Origin of the sequence: Gelidibacter salicanalis, from assembly GCF_016469035.1 — a bacterium.
GTDB classification, from domain to species: domain Bacteria; phylum Bacteroidota; class Bacteroidia; order Flavobacteriales; family Flavobacteriaceae; genus Gelidibacter; species Gelidibacter salicanalis_A.
Map to the genome: position 1 here is coordinate 1 of NZ_JAEHJZ010000051.1, position 19,943 is coordinate 19,943.

18 protein-coding genes are annotated in these 19,943 nt (G+C 37.3%); 17 read left to right on the plus strand and 1 reads right to left on the minus strand.

What is annotated here, in order from left to right; all coding sequences use genetic code 11:
- Positions 1-457 precede the first annotated feature (457 nt).
- Complete coding sequence (locus tag JEM65_RS18660; RefSeq protein ID WP_199602898.1) at positions 458-2,011, minus strand: response regulator; 1,554 nt, start codon at positions 2,009-2,011, stop codon at positions 458-460.
- A 37-nt stretch (positions 2,012-2,048) separates the two neighbouring features.
- On the opposite strand from JEM65_RS18660, the gene JEM65_RS18665 reads away from it, so the two are divergent.
- The 17 genes from JEM65_RS18665 to hisA all read left to right on the plus strand — a co-directional run bounded on the left by JEM65_RS18665 (position 2,049) and on the right by hisA (position 19,751).
- The gene (locus JEM65_RS18665) at positions 2,049-3,284 is read left to right on the plus strand and encodes an HD domain-containing protein (protein ID WP_199602900.1); all 1,236 of its coding nucleotides are present in this window, start codon (positions 2,049-2,051) and stop codon (positions 3,282-3,284) included.
- 120 nt (positions 3,285-3,404) lie between these two features.
- Positions 3,405-4,433: a UDP-3-O-(3-hydroxymyristoyl)glucosamine N-acyltransferase gene (gene lpxD / locus JEM65_RS18670; protein ID WP_199602902.1), complete on the plus strand. Its 1,029-nt coding sequence runs from the start codon at positions 3,405-3,407 to the stop codon at positions 4,431-4,433.
- Complete coding sequence (locus tag JEM65_RS18675) at positions 4,420-5,826, plus strand: bifunctional UDP-3-O-[3-hydroxymyristoyl] N-acetylglucosamine deacetylase/3-hydroxyacyl-ACP dehydratase (protein WP_199602904.1); 1,407 nt, start codon at positions 4,420-4,422, stop codon at positions 5,824-5,826. The genes lpxD and JEM65_RS18675 overlap by 14 nt, the downstream gene beginning before the upstream one ends.
- A 77-nt stretch (positions 5,827-5,903) precedes the next feature.
- Positions 5,904-6,689, plus strand: a complete 786-nt coding sequence (gene lpxA, locus JEM65_RS18680) for an acyl-ACP--UDP-N-acetylglucosamine O-acyltransferase (RefSeq protein WP_199602906.1) — start codon at positions 5,904-5,906, stop codon at positions 6,687-6,689.
- A 43-nt stretch (positions 6,690-6,732) separates the two neighbouring features.
- Positions 6,733-7,299, plus strand: coding sequence for an elongation factor P (gene efp / locus JEM65_RS18685; RefSeq protein ID WP_199602908.1), 567 nt, complete (start codon positions 6,733-6,735; stop codon positions 7,297-7,299).
- A gap of 213 nt (positions 7,300-7,512) precedes the next feature.
- Entirely contained in the window at positions 7,513-8,448 is a 936-nt protein-coding gene (locus tag JEM65_RS18690) for a UDP-3-O-(3-hydroxymyristoyl)glucosamine N-acyltransferase (protein ID WP_199602910.1), read from the plus strand.
- Positions 8,448-8,855 (plus strand): nuclear transport factor 2 family protein, encoded by a 408-nt coding sequence (locus JEM65_RS18695; RefSeq protein WP_199602912.1) that lies wholly within the window; start codon positions 8,448-8,450, stop codon positions 8,853-8,855. Before JEM65_RS18690 ends, JEM65_RS18695 begins: the two co-directional genes overlap by 1 nt.
- Before the next feature lie 68 nt (positions 8,856-8,923).
- Positions 8,924-9,796 (plus strand): succinate--CoA ligase subunit alpha, encoded by an 873-nt coding sequence (gene sucD / locus JEM65_RS18700; protein WP_199602914.1) that lies wholly within the window; start codon positions 8,924-8,926, stop codon positions 9,794-9,796.
- Between the two features lie 151 nt (positions 9,797-9,947).
- The gene (fabG, locus tag JEM65_RS18705; protein ID WP_199602916.1) at positions 9,948-10,694 is read left to right on the plus strand and encodes a 3-oxoacyl-[acyl-carrier-protein] reductase; all 747 of its coding nucleotides are present in this window, start codon (positions 9,948-9,950) and stop codon (positions 10,692-10,694) included.
- A 77-nt stretch (positions 10,695-10,771) separates the two neighbouring features.
- On the plus strand, positions 10,772-12,805 hold the full coding sequence (locus JEM65_RS18710) for a VWA domain-containing protein (protein ID WP_199602918.1): 2,034 nt from the start codon (positions 10,772-10,774) through the stop codon (positions 12,803-12,805).
- Positions 12,806-12,825: 20 nt separating this feature from the next.
- Positions 12,826-13,641, plus strand: a complete 816-nt coding sequence (locus JEM65_RS18715) for a prohibitin family protein (RefSeq protein ID WP_199602920.1) — start codon at positions 12,826-12,828, stop codon at positions 13,639-13,641.
- Between the two features lie 317 nt (positions 13,642-13,958).
- Positions 13,959-14,816: an ATP phosphoribosyltransferase gene (gene hisG / locus JEM65_RS18720; RefSeq protein ID WP_199602922.1), complete on the plus strand. Its 858-nt coding sequence runs from the start codon at positions 13,959-13,961 to the stop codon at positions 14,814-14,816.
- A gap of 87 nt (positions 14,817-14,903) precedes the next feature.
- Positions 14,904-16,184 carry a histidinol dehydrogenase gene (gene hisD, locus JEM65_RS18725; protein WP_199602923.1) on the plus strand — a complete coding sequence of 427 codons (1,281 nt, stop codon included), beginning with the start codon at positions 14,904-14,906 and terminating at the stop codon, positions 16,182-16,184.
- A 1-nt stretch (position 16,185) separates the two neighbouring features.
- The gene (hisC, locus tag JEM65_RS18730) at positions 16,186-17,223 is read left to right on the plus strand and encodes a histidinol-phosphate transaminase (protein WP_199602924.1); all 1,038 of its coding nucleotides are present in this window, start codon (positions 16,186-16,188) and stop codon (positions 17,221-17,223) included.
- A gap of 12 nt (positions 17,224-17,235) precedes the next feature.
- Positions 17,236-18,357, plus strand: a complete 1,122-nt coding sequence (hisB, locus tag JEM65_RS18735; protein WP_199602925.1) for a bifunctional histidinol-phosphatase/imidazoleglycerol-phosphate dehydratase HisB — start codon at positions 17,236-17,238, stop codon at positions 18,355-18,357.
- A 76-nt stretch (positions 18,358-18,433) separates the two neighbouring features.
- Positions 18,434-19,015: an imidazole glycerol phosphate synthase subunit HisH gene (gene hisH, locus JEM65_RS18740; RefSeq protein WP_199602926.1), complete on the plus strand. Its 582-nt coding sequence runs from the start codon at positions 18,434-18,436 to the stop codon at positions 19,013-19,015.
- A gap of 1 nt (position 19,016) precedes the next feature.
- The gene (gene hisA, locus JEM65_RS18745; protein WP_199602927.1) at positions 19,017-19,751 is read left to right on the plus strand and encodes a 1-(5-phosphoribosyl)-5-[(5-phosphoribosylamino)methylideneamino]imidazole-4-carboxamide isomerase; all 735 of its coding nucleotides are present in this window, start codon (positions 19,017-19,019) and stop codon (positions 19,749-19,751) included.
- The last annotated feature ends 192 nt before the right edge of the window (positions 19,752-19,943 follow it).

Genomic DNA, 19,943 nt, shown 5'->3' on the forward strand with positions numbered 1-19,943 from the left:
ATATTATTGATTATCAACACATAAGGAGGTCTGAGGTCGAAAATCAGCAAGCCCTAGTTAAAGATTAAAACCCTGCTCCCGATAGCTATCGGGATTCATTGCAGTTACTTTAGTTTCTATAAATTTTTAAGGGTGTTTTGTCATTTCGACAGAGCGAGGAACGAGTGCCGAGAAATCTCATGATAATATGAGTCCTCTTCCTGCCTCATTCGGAATGACAAACTGTTAAGGGTATGTTGTCATTTCGACAGAGCAAGGAATGAGTGACGAGAAATCTCATGATAATATGATTCCTCTTCGTGCCTCATTCGGAATGACAAACTGTTAAGGGTATGTTGTCATTTCGACAGAGTAAGGAACGAGTGCCGAGAAATCTCATGATAATATGATTCCTCTTCTTTCCTCATTCGGAATGACAAGCTATTTTCAAACCATAGACTTCCAGTCCATAGTGGATTTATTTTGGATTAAGAACTACAAACGGAATAATCATTTCTTCTAATGAAACACCACCATGTTGATAGGTATTTCTAAAATAGCTGACGTAATGGTTGTAATTATTTGGGTACGCCAAAAACATATCGCCTTTTGCAAAAATGAAGGAGCTACTCATGGTTATCGTTGGTAAATGAATGTCTTTCGGGTCTTTAATAACAAATACGTCTTTAGCTTCATAGGTTAGGCTTCTCCCTGTTTTGTAACGTAAATTCAAACTCGTTTCCCGGTCTCCAATCACTTTTGACGGATTGTTAACGTTAATCGTGCCATGATCTGTAGTCAGAATTAATTTAAAGCCCATGTGCTGCGCTTTTTGAATCATTTCTAATAATGGTGAGTTTTTAAACCAGCTTAGGGTGAGCGAACGGTAGGCCTTGTCATTAGACGCTAGCTCTTTAACTACTTCCATTTCTGTTTTAGAGTGCGAGAGCATGTCTACAAAATTATAAACTATTACAGATAAATCATTGGTTTTTAAAGACTTGAAGTTTTCGAGTAATTTTTTTCCCGATTGGAGATTTGTAATTTTATGATATTCTGTTTTCAGATTCTGAAGCCCTAAACGCTTCATTTGTGCCTCAAGAAATTCTGCTTCAAAAAGGTTTTTACCACCATCGTCCACATCATTCTTCCAATATTCGGGATGGCGTTTTTCCATTTCACTGGGCATCAAGCCAGAAAAAATAGCATTCCTAGCGTATTGCGTCGCCGTTGGGAGGATACTATAAAAGGAACTCTCTGAGGTTTTTTTGTAATAATTGCTCACAATGGGTTCAAAAGCCTTCCATTGATCGTATCGTAAGTTATCTATGACAATTAATAGTGTAGGCTGTTTATCAGTGAGCTCAGGCGCTATTTTGTTTTTAAACAAATTGTGCGACATGGTTGGTGCATCGGCATTATCTCCAAACCAATTGGTGTAATTTTTTTCAATGAATTTCCCAAATTGGGCATTCGCTTCTGTTTTTTGGGATTCTAAAATTTCAGTCATCCCCACATCTTCAATATCTTCTAACTGCAATTCCCAATAAATCAATTTTTGATATAAATCTGCCCATTCCTCGTAGCTATTCACCATAGACATGTCCATGGCTATCTTTCTAAATTCCTGCTGATAATTGGAGGTTGTCTTTTCTGAAACCAATCTTGAATGATCCAAATTCTTTTTTAAGCTCAATAAAATTTGATTGGGATTAACGGGTTTAATGAGGTAATCAGCAATCTTGTTGCCTATGGCTTCTTCCATAATGTATTCCTCTTCACTTTTGGTAATCATCACCACGGGAAGATTGGCGCGACGTTCCTTAATCTCATTTAACGTTTCCAAACCTGTCAATCCGGGCATGTTTTCATCTAAAAAAACAATGTCAAAGTTAGTGTCATCAATAATCTCCAAAGCCTCGGTGCCGCTTTTGCAGGTGGTGACCTTGTAGTTCTTTTTTTCTAAAAACAGGATATGAGGTTTTAGCAAATCAATTTCGTCGTCAACCCAAAGAATATTTATATGGTTCATGTATATTTGTTTATAATTAATGTTTAAATTCTCAAGTTTGAATAAAGTAAACAAACTCAAAATATTTAACGACCCAATTTACGGATTTATTACCATACCGAATTCGTTAATCTTCGATTTGATTGCCCATAAATACTTCCAAAGACTCCGACGCATTTCTCAAATGGGCTTGTCTTATTTGGTTTATCCGGGGGCACACCATACAAGGTTTCACCACGCTATGGGAAGTATGCATTTAATGCAAAAAGCCATCCACGTGCTTCGTTTTAAGGGGGTTGAAATTTCTAATGATGAAGAAAACGGATTGTTGATTGCCATTTTATTACATGATATTGGGCACGGACCTTTCAGTCACGCCATGGAACATAGTATCGTAACAGGCATATCACATGAAGCTATTTCTCTCTTGTTTATGGAACGCTTGAATGCTGAATTTAACGGAAGTTTAACTCTGGCCATTCAAATTTTTAAGGGAGAATACCACAGACACTTTATGTGTCAACTCATTTCGAGTCAGCTCGATATGGATAGAGCCGATTATTTAAAACGGGATAGTTTTTACACCGGTGTTGCGGAAGGCAATATCAATGCTGAACGTTTAATTACCATGCTTAACGTGGTTGACGATGAATTGGTGGTAGAAGAGAAAGGAATTTACAGTGTAGAAAAATTTCTGGTGGCAAGAAGACTGATGTATTGGCAAGTGTATTTGCACAAAACCAGCGTGGTGGCTGAACAGTTGCTGATGCGGGTTTTAAAACGGGCAAAGGAACTGACCAATAGAGGCGTTTACTTAAAATCGAGCAGGGCATTGACGTATTTTTTGATGAATGAAACCAACAGTAGTAATTTTAATGATGAAACTTTAGAGGTTTTTGCCCATTTGGACGATTATGATATTGTGTCTGCCATGAAAGAATGGCAATACCATGACGATTTTGTATTGAAGAATTTATGTGATATGATTATCAATAGAGATCTTCTCAAAGTAAAGTTAAAGGATAAGAAGCGCAAGATTGAGAGCGTTAAAGCACATAAAGACATCTTGATGAAGCGTTATAATATTACTGCTGAAGAAGCTGGTTATTTTGTGTTTACGGGTCAAATTACAAATCAGGCCTATCAGCTCAAATCTCAAAATATAAATATTTTGCACAAGTCCGGAAAAATTCAGGATATCGTAAAGGCATCTGATCAATTAAATTTGAAAGCACTCTCAAAACCAGTAACTAAATACTATATCTGTTATCCAAAGCCAGAGACAATTTCCTGAAGTGTCAATTTTTGAAGGTTTTTTTGGCATATTGCAATTTTACAGCCGTTGATAACTCCATTATAAACAACTCTACAACAAACAAGAATATATGGGACATTTTTTCTATTTTTGCGATTCATGAAATTTACAGCATTACAAATAGCGGAAATTTTAGATGGCGATATCGTAGGTAATCCTGATGTTGAGGTCTCTAAACTTTCAAAGATAGAAGAGGGTACTGAAGGCTCATTGACTTTTTTGGCCAATCCTAAGTACAAACCGTATATCTATTCTACAAAAGCGTCCATAACTATAGTAAGTAAGACTTTTGAAGCCGAACACGCTTTAAGTACCACCCTTATAAAAGTTGAAGATGCCTATAAATCATTTTCAAAATTGTTAGCGTATTACAATCAAGCAAAACTCAATAAATTTGGTATTGAACAACCGTCTTTTATCGCTGATACTGCCACCTATGGTGACGACGTGTATATAGGAGCATTTACCTATATTGGTGACAATGTAAAACTTGGGAACAACGTAAAGATTTTCCCTAATTCCTACATTGGAGACAACGTTAAAATTGGTGACAATACCATAGTGTTTGCTGGGGCTAGGGTTTATTATGATTGTATTATTGGAAACAATTGTGTCATTAACTCCGGAGTAATTCTTGGAGCGGACGGGTTTGGTTTTGCACCAGACGAAAACGGTGAATACACAAAAGTTCCTCAAACAGGAAATGTCATTTTAGAGGACTTTGTTGATATTGGGGCGGCTACTACTATTGATAGAGCCACATTGGGATCAACAATTATAAGAAGAGGAGTAAAACTCGACAATCAAATCCAGATAGCCCATAATGTTGAGATAGGTAAAAACACCGTAATTGCAGCGCAAACAGGCGTTGCTGGCTCTTCTAAAATTGGAGAAAACTGTATTATTGGCGGTCAAGTTGGAATTGCAGGGCATATTGTAATTGGTAACAATGTAAAAATACAAGCGCAGTCAGGGGTAGGCAAAAATGTAAAAGATGATGAAGCCATCCAAGGGTCTCCGGCGTTTTCGTATGCAGATTTTAATAAATCTTATGTATATTTTAAAAATCTGCCTAAAATCATGAAAGAATTTAATGACATTGATAAAAAAGTAAATGGGAATAGTTAAGACAAACATCAAGCAGAAAACCATTCAGGAGAGCGTATCTCTTAAGGGTGTTGGGTTGCATACCGGTAATGATGTAACCATGACGTTTTCACCAGCACCGGTTAATTCTGGTTTTTCATTTAAACGGTTAGATCTTGAAGGCACGCCAATTATTGAGGCCGATGCTACTTTTGTTACCAACACACAACGCGGCACGTGCCTAGAGAAAGACGGTGTAGTGATACAAACCTCAGAGCATGTTTTGGCAGCTCTGGTAGGAATGGATCTTGATAATGTGTTGATAGAATTAAACGCTTCAGAACCTCCTATTATGGACGGATCTTCTAAGTTTTTTGTTGAGGCTCTTGAAAAAGCAGGTGTTGAAGAACAAGATGAATTTCGCGAAGAATATGTGGTGACGGATGTAGTGTCCTATATAGATGAAAATTCAGGAAGTGAGATTATTGTGATGCCCGCAAAAGAATACCAAGTGACCACTATGGTTGATTTTGGCACTAAAGTTTTAGGCACCCAAAACGCGACCTTAAATACGATCCTAGACTTTAAAGAAGATATATCAGATTCAAGAACCTTTAGTTTCTTGCACGAAATTGAAATGCTTCTGGAGCATGGCCTAATAAAAGGAGGAGATTTAAACAACGCCATAGTGTATGTTGATAAAGAATTATCTCCAGAAACAATGGAAAAGCTAAAGGTAGCTTTTAAAAAAGATTCTATAGCCGTCAAACCCAATGGCATTTTAGACAACCTCACCTTGCATTATCCAAACGAGGCGGCACGTCATAAACTATTAGATGTTATAGGCGATTTGGCACTGATTGGTATCCGGTTAAAAGGGAAAGTTATTGCCAATAAACCTGGGCATTTTATCAATACTCAGTTTGCTAAAAAAATGGCTAAAATGATTAAAACCGAAAGAAGGAGCAATGTTCCTGTTATCGACTTGAATCAGGAGCCGTTGATGGATATCAATCAAATCATGGACATGTTGCCGCACAGACAACCGTTTTTGTTGATTGATAAAATCTTTGAATTGACGGATACGGGCGTTATTGGTATGAAGAATGTGACGATGAATGAGCCGTTTTTTGCGGGTCATTTTCCAGGAGCTCCTGTAATGCCAGGGGTTTTAATTGTTGAAGCCATGGCACAAACAGGTGGTATTCTAGTGTTAAGTACCGTTCCTGATCCAGAAAACTACTTGACCTTTTTTATGAAGATCGATAAGGTGAAATTTAAGCAAAAGGTTGTACCAGGTGACACTTTGATTTTTAAATGTGATTTAATTACACCTATCCGACGAGGTATTTGCCACATGCAAGGTTATGCCTATGCCAATGGAAAACTTTGTGCAGAAGCAGAGTTGATGGCACAAATTTCAAAAGTTAAATAAGATTAATCATTTAAGGGCTCAAAACAGGCTAATTGTGAGGTTGTTTTTGAGGTCATTAAACAAATAAAAGAAATTAAATGAACCAGCCACTCGCATATGTGCACCCTGGAGCTAAAATAGCCAAGAATGTTGTAATTGATCCTTTTACAACCATACACAATAATGTGGTGATTGGAGAAGGTACATGGATAGGGAGTAACGTGACTATTATGGAAGGTGCTCGCATTGGGAAAAATTGTAATATTTTTCCTGGAGCTGTGATTTCAGCTGTTCCCCAAGATTTAAAATTTAATGACGAAGATACCACTACTGTAATTGGTAATAATGTGACCATTAGAGAATGTGTCACTATCAATAGAGGCACTTCTGACAGAATGAAAACGATCATTGGAGACAATTGCCTTATCATGGCCTATTGTCATATTGCACACGATTGTATTGTGGGTAATAATTGTATTTTCTCCAATAGTAGTACCCTAGCAGGTCATATTACTGTGGGAGATTATGTAGTTTTGGCAGGAATGGTTGCAGTGCATCAGTTTTGTTCTATTGGTAACCATGCGTTTGTTACAGGAGGATCTTTGGTGCGTAAAGATGTGCCTCCCTTTGTTAAGGCGGCACGAGAGCCACTTTCTTATGTAGGAATTAATTCTGTTGGCTTAAGAAGACGCGGATTTTCTGCAGACAAGATTAGAGAGGTTCAAGATATCTATCGCATTCTTTATCAAAAAAATTACAACAACACCCAAGCTTCAGAAATTATAGAAGCTGAGATGGAGGCAACTCCTGAACGCGATGAAATCTTACAATTCATAAAAAATTCCCATAGAGGTATTATGAAGGGCTACTTCAAGTCTAATTAAATACCTATTAAATAAATAAGCATAACAACAAACACAATTTAAAATGGCAACTACATCAGACATAAGAAATGGAATGTGCATTAAGTACAATAATGATATTTATAAAATCACCGAATTTTTGCACGTAAAACCAGGCAAAGGTCCAGCGTTTGTAAGAACCAAAATGAAAAGTGTCACCAACGGTAAAGTTTTGGACAATACGTTTTCTGCAGGACATAAAATTGATGAAGTACGCGTTGAAACCCATAAATTTCAATTTTTGTACCATGATGGCGAATTTTACCATTTCATGAACCAAGAAGATTATACCCAAATTAGGTTGTTGGAAGCCTCATTAGACAGAGCGGAATTGATGAAAGAAGGTGAAGTGGTGACCATACAAATTAATACTGAAGACAATATGCCGCTTTCAGTGGACTTGCCTGCTACGGTAACCCTAGAAGTGACGGCTACTGAACCTGGCCTTAAAGGAAACACAGCTACGAACGCTACAAAACCAGCAACCGTTGAAACTGGAGCAGAAGTAAACGTGCCTTTGTTTATTAATGAGGGAGACAAGATTAGAGTAGAAACTGAAAAAGGAACTTATAAAGAGCGGGTTAAGGAGTAGGTTGTGAAAAGTTTGGAAGTCATATAAAGTTTAGAAGTTTAGAAGTTTAGAAGTTTAGGAAAGTTTATAAAGTTTATAAAGTTTAAAAGTTTAGAAGTTTAGAAGTTTAGAAGTTTAGAAAAATTTAAATTTAATCATCCTTCTCGCCCTCTAAACACCTAAACCCCCTAAACTCATAAACTCATCAACTCAATAATACACCAAGTACATCAAATGAAATTCCCACAACCCCATACCTTAAAACAAATTGCCGAAATTATCAACACCACCTATGTTGGAGATGATAATTTTCCTGTTTTGGGTATGAATGAAATCCATGTGGTGGAACCTGGAGACATTGTGTTTGTAGACCATCCAAAATATTACGACAAAGCGTTAAAATCGGCGGCCACTATTGTGTTGATCAATAAAGAAGTGGATTGTCCTGAAGGCAAGGCTTTATTGATTAGTGACGATCCGTTCAGGGATTTTAATAAACTGACCCAACATTTCAAACCTTTTAAAAGCGCCAATCAAAGTATTGCTGATTCTGCTACAATCGGAAAAAACACCATCATTCAACCAAATTGTTTCATCGGACACAACGTTGTCATCGGTGAGAATTGTCTAATCCATCCTAATGTTATTATTTATGATGATACCATTATTGGTGACAATGTCACCATTCACGCAGGTACAGTTCTAGGAGCAAGTGCATTCTATTATAAAAAACGTCCTGAAGGATTTGATCAATTGATATCTGGAGGTCGGGTGGTTGTCAAAGACAATGTTCATATTGGTGCGCTCTGCACCATTGACAGAGGTGTTACGGGAGACACCATTATTGGTGAAGGTTCCAAGCTTGATAACCAAATTCAAATTGGACATGATACCGTTATTGGTAAAAAATGTTTGATTGCCTCTCAAGCGGGAATTGCTGGTTGTGTGATTATTGAAGACGAAGTAACCATATGGGGGCAAGTGGGGAGCACCAGCGGCATCACCATTGGTAGCAAAGCAATTGTCCATGCGCAGGCAGGAATCAGTAAGTCCTTAGAAGGCGGTAAAACCTATTGGGGCAGACCGGCACAAGAAGCGAAAGCCGAATTAAAAGACAAGATCTATATTAAGAGAATACCAGAAATCATTGAACAATTAAAGAACAAATAATGTCTGCAAAAGAAATTGTCAAATCGTTTTATGAGTCCAATTTAGCAAATGGTATTGAGCTAGTCCCTAAATATTTCCACAAAGAATGTCAATTGCATTGGAACAGTTCAACGGGCTACAATGTTAAGGATTATGACGACATTATCCAGTTTTTTAAGCATATTAACACAGCCTATGATTGTGTTAGAGTTCAAATAAGCCATTTATTGGAAGATGGAAATCATGTCACTGTAAGATATACGCTATTCGTAAACACTATTGAAGACCCTGAAAACGAGCAAGCTTTGGCTAACTTTATTAGCATTTGGGAACTAAAAGATGACAAACTTTACAGGGGCTATGAAATAAGTCAGATAGCTGATGACAATTTAGAAAGTTACAAATCATTTTCAGAAATAAAAGTTTAACAAAGACTTCCTAAGTGCTGTCAAATAGATTACTTTTGCGAAGTCTTAAAATTTAAAAAATAATATAAATGAGCGTTTTAGTAAATAAAGATTCAAAGATAATTGTTCAAGGTTTTACAGGCAGTGAAGGAACTTTTCACGCTGAACAAATGATAGAATATGGAACAAATGTGGTTGGTGGTGTTACGCCAGGTAAAGGGGGACAAACCCATTTGGACAGACCTGTTTTCAATACTGTTGAAGACGCAGTAAAAGAAGCAAAAGCAGATACGTCTATTATTTTTGTACCACCAGCTTTTGCTGCAGATGCTATTATGGAAGCTGCAGATGCTGGTATTAAAGTCATTATTTGTATCACTGAAGGAATTCCTGTAGCTGATATGATTAAGGCGTCAAATTATATTAAAAATAAAGACTGTCGTTTAATTGGTCCAAACTGTCCAGGGGTTATCACTCCAGGAGAAGCTAAAGTTGGTATTATGCCAGGTTTCGTTTTCAAGAAAGGGACTGTAGGTATTGTTTCTAAATCGGGAACATTAACCTATGAAGCGGCTGACCAAGTTGTAAAACAAGGTCTTGGTATTACAACGGCTATCGGTATTGGTGGAGATCCAATTATTGGAACCACAACTAAAGAAGCTGTTGAGTTATTGATCAACGATCCAGAAACTGAATGTGTGGTAATGATTGGTGAAATTGGCGGACAATTGGAAGCTGATGCTGCTCATTGGTATAAAGCAAGTGGAAGTAAAAAACCAATTATTGGTTTTATTGCTGGCGAAACTGCGCCTGCAGGACGTACAATGGGTCACGCTGGAGCTATTGTTGGTGGAAGTGATGATACTGCTCAGGCTAAAAAAGAGATTATGAGAGCTTGCGGAATTCACGTTGTGGATTCTCCTGCTGAAATTGGTAAAAAAGTAGCCGAAGTTATGGCATAATTACCACCTATAAATTTTAAAGAACCTCACATTTTTGTGGGGTTTTTTTATTTGGTACAGCATCTAATCCTTATATTTGAATTGAGAATCATCAACCGAGTGAGGGTGTGAACATTCAAGATCATCAGCATTCACTACTAAATTTATATCTATGAAATTATTACAAGGAAAAACAGCAATCATAACCGGCGCAAGTAGAGGTATAGGAAAGGGTATCGCTCAGGCTTTTGCTGAACACGGCGCCAATGTTGCATTCACATACAGCTCTTCCGCAGAATCAGCAAATGCGCTTGAAGCGGAATTGAACAAATTAGACATCAAAGCAAAAGGCTATCAAAGTAACGCGGCTGATTTTGACGCCGCACAAAAATTGGCAGAAGACGTGCTTGCAGAATTTGGAAGCATTGATATATTGGTGAATAACGCCGGCATCACAAAAGATAATCTTTTAATGAGAATGGGTGAGGCCGATTTTGACAAAGTGATTGAAGTCAACCTTAAATCTGTTTTCAACATGACTAAAGCTGTACAGCGTACCATGCTCAAGCAACGGAAAGGCTCTATTATCAATATGAGTTCTGTAGTTGGTGTTAAAGGCAATGCAGGACAAGCCAATTACGCCGCATCAAAAGCCGGAATTATTGGTTTCTCTAAATCTGTAGCCTTAGAGCTGGGCTCACGTAATATTAGAAGTAACGTGATTGCCCCTGGATTTATCGAGACAGAAATGACTGCAAAATTAGATGAAAACACAGTAAAATCCTGGAGAGAGGCCATTCCGTTAAAACGTGGTGGAACCCCTGAAGATATTGCGAATGTGTGTGTGTTCTTGGCGAGTGATTTGAGTGCCTATGTTACAGGTCAGACCATCAATGTAGATGGCGGAATGCTGACCTAATATTTTCGATTTACGGATTATGATGGTTGCGAATCTTAATTTTTGTAGATTGTAATTCGTATGTCGTAAATTCTATAATGCAAACAGAAACACTTCTATACATTATATTAGCTGGAATTATAGCGCTTTCATTAGCGCTTTTTCAGTATGTGTACAAGTCGAAGAAACGTACGAAGGTCACGCTTCTTTTGACATTTTTACGTTTTACCACACTGTTTGCGGTATTTCTGCTATTGATCAATCCGAAGTTTGATAAAACGACTTATTATAATGAAAAGCCTCATCTTGTTGTTGCGGTAGACAATTCAGAATCTATAAGGTTTTTAGACCAGCACCAAAATACTATTGATCTTGTAGCACTGCTAAAAGCTTCTGAAGAGCTTAATGATCAATTTAATGTGGAGTTTTATAGCTTTGGAAAGGACGCGAATCCCCTGTCAAAGTTGACGTTTGATGACAAGCAAACAAATCCTACCGTTATTCTTGATCGCTTATCGCAGGTTTATGGAAATTCAATAGCGCCTTTAATTATGGTGACGGATGGGAATCAGACCTACGGTAACGACTATGAATATGCAACTCAAAAATACAGACAACCTATTTTCCCAATTATTCTAGGAGATACTACCCGCTATACCGACTTAAAAATTGAACAACTCAACGTCAACAAATACGCGTATTTCAAAAACAATTTTCCATTAGAAATCATTGCAGTTTACAATGGGAAAGAAGACGTCAATTCCCAGTTAACCATTACTTCGGGAAACACTACGGTGTTTTCGCAGAATTTGACTTTTACTCAAAACCAATCTAGCAGAATAGTCACACTTAGTTTACCAGCAAACAGTTCCGGCGTGCATACTTATAAAGCCGAGTTAACACCTCTTTCCAACGAAAAGAACACCATCAACAACGTTAAGAATTTTGCGGTAGAAGTAATTGATCGAAAAACCAATGTCGCCATTATATCAGATATGCTGCACCCAGATTTAGGTGCCCTAAAAAAAGCCATTGAAAGTAATGAACAGCGCGAAGCGACCATTCTTAAGCCTTCAGAATTTATAAATTTAAGCGTTGACTTTCAGCAAGCTATATTATATCAGCCAAACAATAACTTTAAAGAGGTGTATGGTGTTTTAGAAAATCTGAAAATCAACACTTTTACGATTTTAGGTACGAAAACAAAATGGCCTGAACTGAATAATTTACAATCTGATTTTCAGCAAACCATTACCAATCAGTATGAATATTATCAGTCTGCCTTAAATTCCAATTACACTCCTTTTATTGTTGACGATTTGAATTTTTCTGATTTCCCGCCATTGCAAACAGAGTTTGGTCCCACCGCTTTTTCGATGCCTATTGAAACGATTCTATACAAAACTGTAAATGGTATTCAGTTACAAGAGCCGCTGTTATTGACGTACGAAGTTAATCAGAAACGCGCTGCGGTTTTAAACGGCGAAGGCATCTGGAGGTGGAGAGCACAGAGCTATTTAAATGATAAATCATTCCACAATTTTGATAATTTCATTGGTAAAATCATTCAATATTTAAATTCCAACCAACGAAGAAACCGTTTAAACGTCTCGTACGAGTCATTTTATGACGGGAACGATAATATAGTTATCACAGCCCAGTTTTTTAATAAAAACTATGAATTTGATAGCGCAGCCAATCTTGAGATGACGGTCACAAATAAAGCAACCAAACAATCGCTTGCGCTTCCGTTTATTTTAAAACAAACCAATTATCAAGTGGATTTGAGTGGTATGGAGGCGGGCGATTATGTATTTACGGTAAAAACTAAAAATGAGAATTTTTTAAGTTCAGGAGCGTTTAAAATTTTAGAGTATAATGTGGAGCAACAGTTTTTAAATGCAAATGTTTCAAAACTTCAAAATTTGGCTGACAATAGTCAAGGAACCGCTTATTTTATTGATGATAGTAGCATAATTATAGATCAGCTTTTAAAGGACGAAAGGTTCGCTACTATCCAGAAAAGCACTAAAAAAGTTGTACCTTTGATTAATTGGACATTTCTACTCGCAATAATTGCGTTAAGCCTTTCTTCGGAATGGTTCATTAGGAAATACAACGGATTAATTTAAAAACAAATTATTTATTATTTATGGAAAAATTACCTAAAATCGCATTGCCTGTCATTATTGGTGCAATTATTTTAATTATCATCATCGCTAAATCAGCAGTGACCGTTGATTCAGGACAAGCGGGCGTTTTATATAAAACATTTGGTGGCGGTGTGGTTACAGATGAACCCGCACTAGGTGAAGGGTTTCATGTTGTAGCACCTTGGAATAAGGTGTTTATTTACGAAGTAAGACAGCAAGAGATCTTCGAAAAAATGAGTGCCTTGTCTTCAAATGGATTGGATATTAAATTGGATGCCTCTATTTGGTTCCAACCTGAATTTGAAAATCTTGGAAAATTGCACCAAGAAAAAAGTGAAATGTACAAAGAGCGTATTTTATTGCCTGCTGTAAGATCTGCGGCAAGAAGCGTTGTAGGTCGTTACACGCCTGAGCAGTTGTATTCTAGTAAAAGGGACGCCATTCAGACGGAGATTTTTGAAGAAACTAAGAACTATGTTGATGATCAATACATACAACTTATTGATATCTTGGTGCGTGACGTGACCTTGCCACCAACAATTAAAGACGCTATTGAGCGTAAATTGAAACAAGAACAAGAATCTTTAGAATATGAATTTAGATTGGTAACCGCGGCAAAGGAAGCGGAGAAAGTTATTATTGAAGCCCAAGGTAAAGCAGATGCCAATAGAATCTTGAGCGCTTCTCTTACGGATAAAATTCTTCAGGATAAAGGAATTGAAGCAACAGTTAAGTTGTCAGAGTCTAGTAATAGTAAAGTAATTGTAATTGGTTCAGGAGATTCTGGATTGCCTATTATCCTAGGAAATCAATAACTTAAGACCTTAATCTGTTAGGCACTGTAAATTATTTTATAATTTTTCATGCCAGGAGTTGGAATTTTAAAATTAATTTTACGACATTTGTAAAACAAAAGAAGAACAATGAAATTTATTCAATCACATCACCATCATCATCATATTTGCACTCAAGCGAACTGAAGATGTATTGAATAAAGTCAACATATTTTAAAACCGTTTGAGTAAATCAAGCGGTTTTTTTGTTTCTATCCATTTAGAAATCTTACCCAACAGGTTTACTCAGGCAAAATTTAAGTTTAATTAAAAAGATACCCACTTTCGTGGGGACTACGATGAGTAAATTAAAAATAGCAGTACAAAAATCGGGTCGTTTGCACGACGATTCCATGAAACTTCTCAACGATGTGGGAATTTCAATAGACAATGGCAAAGATCAACTCAAAGCATCTGCCAAAAACTTTCCTTTGGAAGTGTTTTATCTTCGCAATGGCGATATCCCACAATATCTTCATGATGGTGTTGTAGATGCCGCTATAATTGGAGAAAATATTCTAATAGAAAAAGGTACAGACATTTCTGTGGTGGAAAAATTAGGTTTTTCAACCTGTAAGGTTTCCATTGCAGTACCAAAATCTTTCAAATATAAAGGCATCAAGGATTTGGAAGGGAAACGCATTGCTACCTCTTACCCGAATACAGTAAATCAGTTTCTAGATAAAAACAAGATCACAGCGCAGTTACACATTATCAACGGTTCTGTAGAAATTGCACCAAATATCGGTCTTGCAGATGCCATTGTAGATATTGTATCTAGTGGGAGCACCTTGTTTAAAAACAATTTAAAGGAGGTTGAAGTATTGTTGAAATCTGAAGCTGTTTTAGCAGCTTCACCTAAAATTTCCATTGAGAATGAGGCCATTTTAAAACGCTTGCAATTCAGGTTTCAATCGGTTTTAAAAGGCAGACAGTCAAAATATGTCCTCTTAAATGCGCCTAATGATAAGCTTGATAAAATTATCAGCGTGCTTCCCGGAATGAGAAGCCCAACAGTGTTGCCTTTAGCGCAAGAGGGTTGGAGCTCCATTCATTCTGTGATTACTAAAAATGAATTTTGGGATGTTATTGATGATCTTAAAGCCAATGGTGCTGAAGGGATTTTAGTGTGTCCTATTGAAAACATGGTTGTTTAAATTTTAAAAATGCGCTCTGTACAAATCTGTAAAAAGTTAAAAGTTTGACTTTCAAATGATGATTTAAAAGGGCTAAATATCAGTAATATGCAAATCATAAAAAATCCAGATAGAAACTCGTGGTCAGAGTTGATAAAAAGACCCACCCAATCTGTTGATAGTATTGAAGAAACTGTGGTTCAAATTTTTGATGATGTTCGTAGAAATGGAGATGTAGCGGTGCAAAAATATACCGCTTTGTTCGACGGTATCAATTCAAAAGTGATGGCTATTACGGAGTCAGAAATGAGTGATGCATCCAAAGCTGTTCCTCAAGAACTAAAAGAGGCCATTCAAATGGCAAAACAGAATATCGAAACATTTCATACCGCTCAGAAAACCGACAAAATTGAAGTAGAAACAATGCCTGGTGTTAATTGCTGGCAAGAAAAACGACCAATAGAAAAAATTGGTCTGTATATTCCAGGGGGCACAGCGCCATTATTCTCTACTGTTTTAATGCTTGCGGTTCCTGCGCAAATTGCCGGATGTAAAGAAATCATTCTCTGTACGCCACCCAATAAAAATGGAGCAATTGCCAATGAAATCCTATATACCGCACAATTATGTGGCGTGACTAAAATTTACAAAGTTGGGGGCATCCAAGCTATCGCAGCCCTTACTTTTGGTACCGAAACAATTTCTCAAGTGTATAAGGTTTTTGGGCCAGGCAACCAATTTGTTACCGTGGCTAAGCAGTTAGCTACCAAGTATGGTGTGGCTATCGATATGCCTGCAGGTCCAAGTGAACTCTTAGTTGTGGCTGATGATAGCGCTAATGCAGCGTATGTGGCTTCTGATTTATTAAGTCAAGCTGAACACGGCGCCGATAGCCAAGTAATTTTAGTTTCCAATTCAGAGCTATTCTTAACTAATGTTGAAACAGAAATAAGCAAGCAAATGGCCCTACTGCCTAGAAAATCTATGGCGCAAAAAGCGATTGATAATTCTAAATTAATCCTGATAAGTGACGCTCAAGAGGCTTTAGACTTTATAAATGCTTATGGACCAGAACATTTTATTGTATGTTCGCAAAACGAAGCTCTTTTTTTAGAGGGCATTAGTAACGCTGGGTCTGTATTTGTGGGTAATTATACGCCAGAAAGTGCCGGCGATTATGCTTCAGGCACCAATCACACCCTTCCCACAAACGGTTACAGCAAAGCGTATTCAGGTGTTAATTTGGATAGCTTTTCAAAAAGCATGACGTTTCAAAAAATCACCAAAGAAGGGTTGCAGAATATTGGAAAGACCATTGAGCTTATGGCCGAAGCAGAAGGGTTGCAAGCGCATAAAAATGCCGTAACCATCCGATTAAATGATTTGTAAAATGAGCATACAACACCTGATAAGACCGACAATAAAAACTTTAAAACCCTATTCATCCGCTAGAGATGAATATAAAGGAGTAAAAGGTGATTTGATTTTTCTCGATGCCAATGAGAACCCATTTAACAATGGCATTAATCGGTATCCTGATCCACAACAAAGTGAATTGAAATCTGTGCTATCTGAATTGAAAAGTGTACCGATAGAGAACATACTATTAGGAAACGGAAGCGATGAAGTGTTGGATTTGCTGATTAGAATGTTCTGTGAACCAACTAAGGACAATGTTGTCATACTTCCTCCAACCTATGGTATGTATGAAGTTTTAGCCAATGTTAATGCCGTTGAAATTTTAAAAGTGAACCTTTCAGCAAAACATTTTCAACCGCAGACGGAAACAATTTTGAAAGCTGCAAATGCTAACAGTAAAATTCTATTTTTGTGCTCTCCCAACAATCCAACCGGAAACAATTTTGACACATCCACTATAGAAAAATTGATAAATAGCTTTAAGGGAATTGTGGTGATTGATGAAGCTTACATCGATTTTTCAAATGAGAAAAGCTGGCTGACGCGACTCCAGGAATTTCCAAATTTGGTGGTTACCCAAACACTATCCAAAGCTTACGGAATGGCTGGCATTCGTCTCGGAATGTGTTTCGCTTCTGTAGAAATAATTGCAACCTTAAACAAAATTAAGGCACCTTATAACATCAATGAGCTTACCCAACAAAAGGCTATTGAACTATTAGGAAATCATTCACTCGTTAAATATCAAATATCTTGTCTTATAGAAGAAAAGGATGCGTTAGTTAAAGTTTTAGGTGATGTTGATTATGTGGAGAACATCTATCCCTCTGATGCTAATTTTATCCTGATTAAAGTAGATGATGCCAACAAAAGGTATCAACAATTGATTGACAGTGGTATTGTTATTCGCAACCGAACTACCCAACCACTGTGCGAGAATTGTTTGCGACTTACCATAGGAACTAAAGCGGAAAATAAGCGTTTAATTGAGAGGTTACAGACCTTATAAAGAATAAACAGTATGAAGAAAAAAATTTTATTTATAGATCGGGATGGTACCATTATTACTGAACCTAAAGATTATCAAATTGACAGTTTTGACAAATTGCAGTTTTATCCTAAAGTGTTTCAGTATTTGGGAAAGATCGCACGGGAGTTGGATTATGAACTCGTAATGGTCACTAATCAAGATGGTTTAGGAACCAATTCGTTTCCTGAAGATACATTTTGGCCCGTTCACAACTTTATGGTGAAAACCTTTCAATCTGAAGGAATTTATTTTAAAGAGCAATTCATTGACCGGACATTTGATGAGGACAATGCACCAACGAGGAAACCTAGAACAGGATTGTTAAATCAATACTTTACTGAGGCCTATGATTTGAAAAATTCCTTCGTTATCGGAGATCGGTTGACAGATGTTGAATTGGCCAAAAACTTGGGAGCGAAAGGGATTTATATGAATGTGCTCACGGAAAATGAACCCTCTACAGAAGAATTACGTAAGTATATTGCATTGGTGTCTACAGATTGGGAAGCAATTTATAAGTTTCTCAAAACAGAAGATCGTACCGCGAGTTTGGAACGAAACACCAATGAAACCAAAATCGCCATCCAGCTGAATCTCGATGGCATCGGTAAGAGTAATATTGACACAGGAATTGCTTTTTTTGATCACATGTTAGATCAGATTGCACGTCACGGACAATTAGATTTGGATATTAAAGTAAAAGGTGACTTAGAGGTGGATGAACACCATACTATTGAGGATACTGGGATTGCTCTAGGAGAAGTTTTCGCAAAGGCTTTGGGTAATAAATTAGGCGTAGAACGCTACGGGTTCTGTTTGCCTATGGACGATTGTTTGGCACAGGCCGCTATTGATTTTGGCGGACGAAATTGGTTGGTTTGGGAGGCCGAGTTTAAGCGTGAAATGATAGGGAAGATGCCAACGGAAATGTTTTTTCATTTTTTCAAATCGTTTACAGATGGGGCAAAATGTAACTTAAACATCAAAGCAGAGGGAGAGAATGAGCACCATAAAATAGAAGCTATCTTTAAAGCCTTTGCCAAGTCTATCAAAATGGCAATTAAGCGCGATATGGAAAAAATGATTCTTCCATCCACGAAAGGGGTCCTGTAGAACAATTTTCAAATTAGAACTACCAAACTCTAAAAAAGTGTTTTGGGATAATTCTTAAAATTTTCAAATTTACGTAATGAACATAGTAATTATAGATTATGGTGCCGGAAACACCAAAAGCGTTCAATTTGCCTGTAATCGGTTGGGGTATGACCCCGTGTTAAGTGATAAGCCAGAAGTTATAAAAGCGGCGGATAAGGTTATTTTTCCTGGCGTTGGTCAGGCAAGCAATGCGATGGAAATGCTTAAAAATTCAGGATTGGCTACCTTAATTCCTACGCTTACACAACCTGTTTTAGGGATTTGTTTAGGAATGCAATTGCTGTGTAAAGAAACCGAAGAAGGGAACACTCAGGGTTTAGGGGTTTTTGATGTGGTAGTCAAACGTTTTTCAAATAAGGTTAAAGTGCCTCAAATGGGTTGGAATACCATTTTTAATCTCGAATCGGCGCTTTTTGAGGGTATAAAAAATAAAGCTTATATGTACCTTGTGCACAGTTATTATGCTGAAGTTTGTAAACATACCATTGCACAAACCCAGTACGACCTGAATTATAGCTCGGCGCTGAAGAAAGATAACTTTTATGGTGTGCAATTCCACCCTGAAAAAAGCAGTACAGAAGGCGCTCAGATATTAAGTAATTTTTTAAAATCATAAGATGAGAATAATACCAGCAATAGATATTATAGACGGAAAATGCGTGCGCTTGACTAAAGGAGATTATAATACAAAAAAAATCTATAATGAAAACCCTTTGGAAGTTGCCAAACAGTTTGAAGCTTCTGGAATTGAATATTTGCACTTAGTAGATTTAGATGGCGCCAAGGCACAACATATCGTAAACTATAAAGTATTGGAGCAAATTGCTTCGAAAACGAGTTTAAAGATTGATTTTGGCGGCGGACTCAAATCTAATGAAGATTTGCATATTGCATTTAATTCTGGTGCAAAACAGGTAACAGGGGGGAGTATAGCCGTTAATGATCATAGAACGTTTGAATCGTGGTTGTCAAAATATGGCTCAGCTAAAATAATTTTAGGAGCCGATTGCAACAATGGTAAAATTGCCATTAGCGGCTGGCAGGAGGAAAGCAGTTTAGAAGTGATTCCGTTTATCAAAAACTACCAACGCCGTAAAGTGCAATACGTGATCTGTACGGACATCGCTAAAGATGGCATGTTGGAAGGACCGTCATTCGATTTGTACAAAGAGATTATTCAGGAATGCACTAACAGCAGCACAGATCAATCCATAAAACTTATTGCGTCTGGAGGTATCTCTCATATTGACGAACTGCCAAAGCTTAAAGAAATGGGGTGTGAAGGCGTGATTATCGGAAAAGCCATTTACGAAAATAAAATCAGTCTGAAGGAGCTAGAACAGTTTTGCTAGAGCTTAAATTTAGAAATCATCAGTGTCCGATAAAGAATTAAGATCCCGCCTCGCCGGCAGGCAGGCGCTGCGCTTCTAGTCCCGATAGCTATCGGGAAAAGAACAAAGACTTGATTGTAACTGACTGATAAACAGTAGTTATTCTAAATTAAATTTGACCAATCACTCTAAGTCAAATTGGTTTCAAAAACA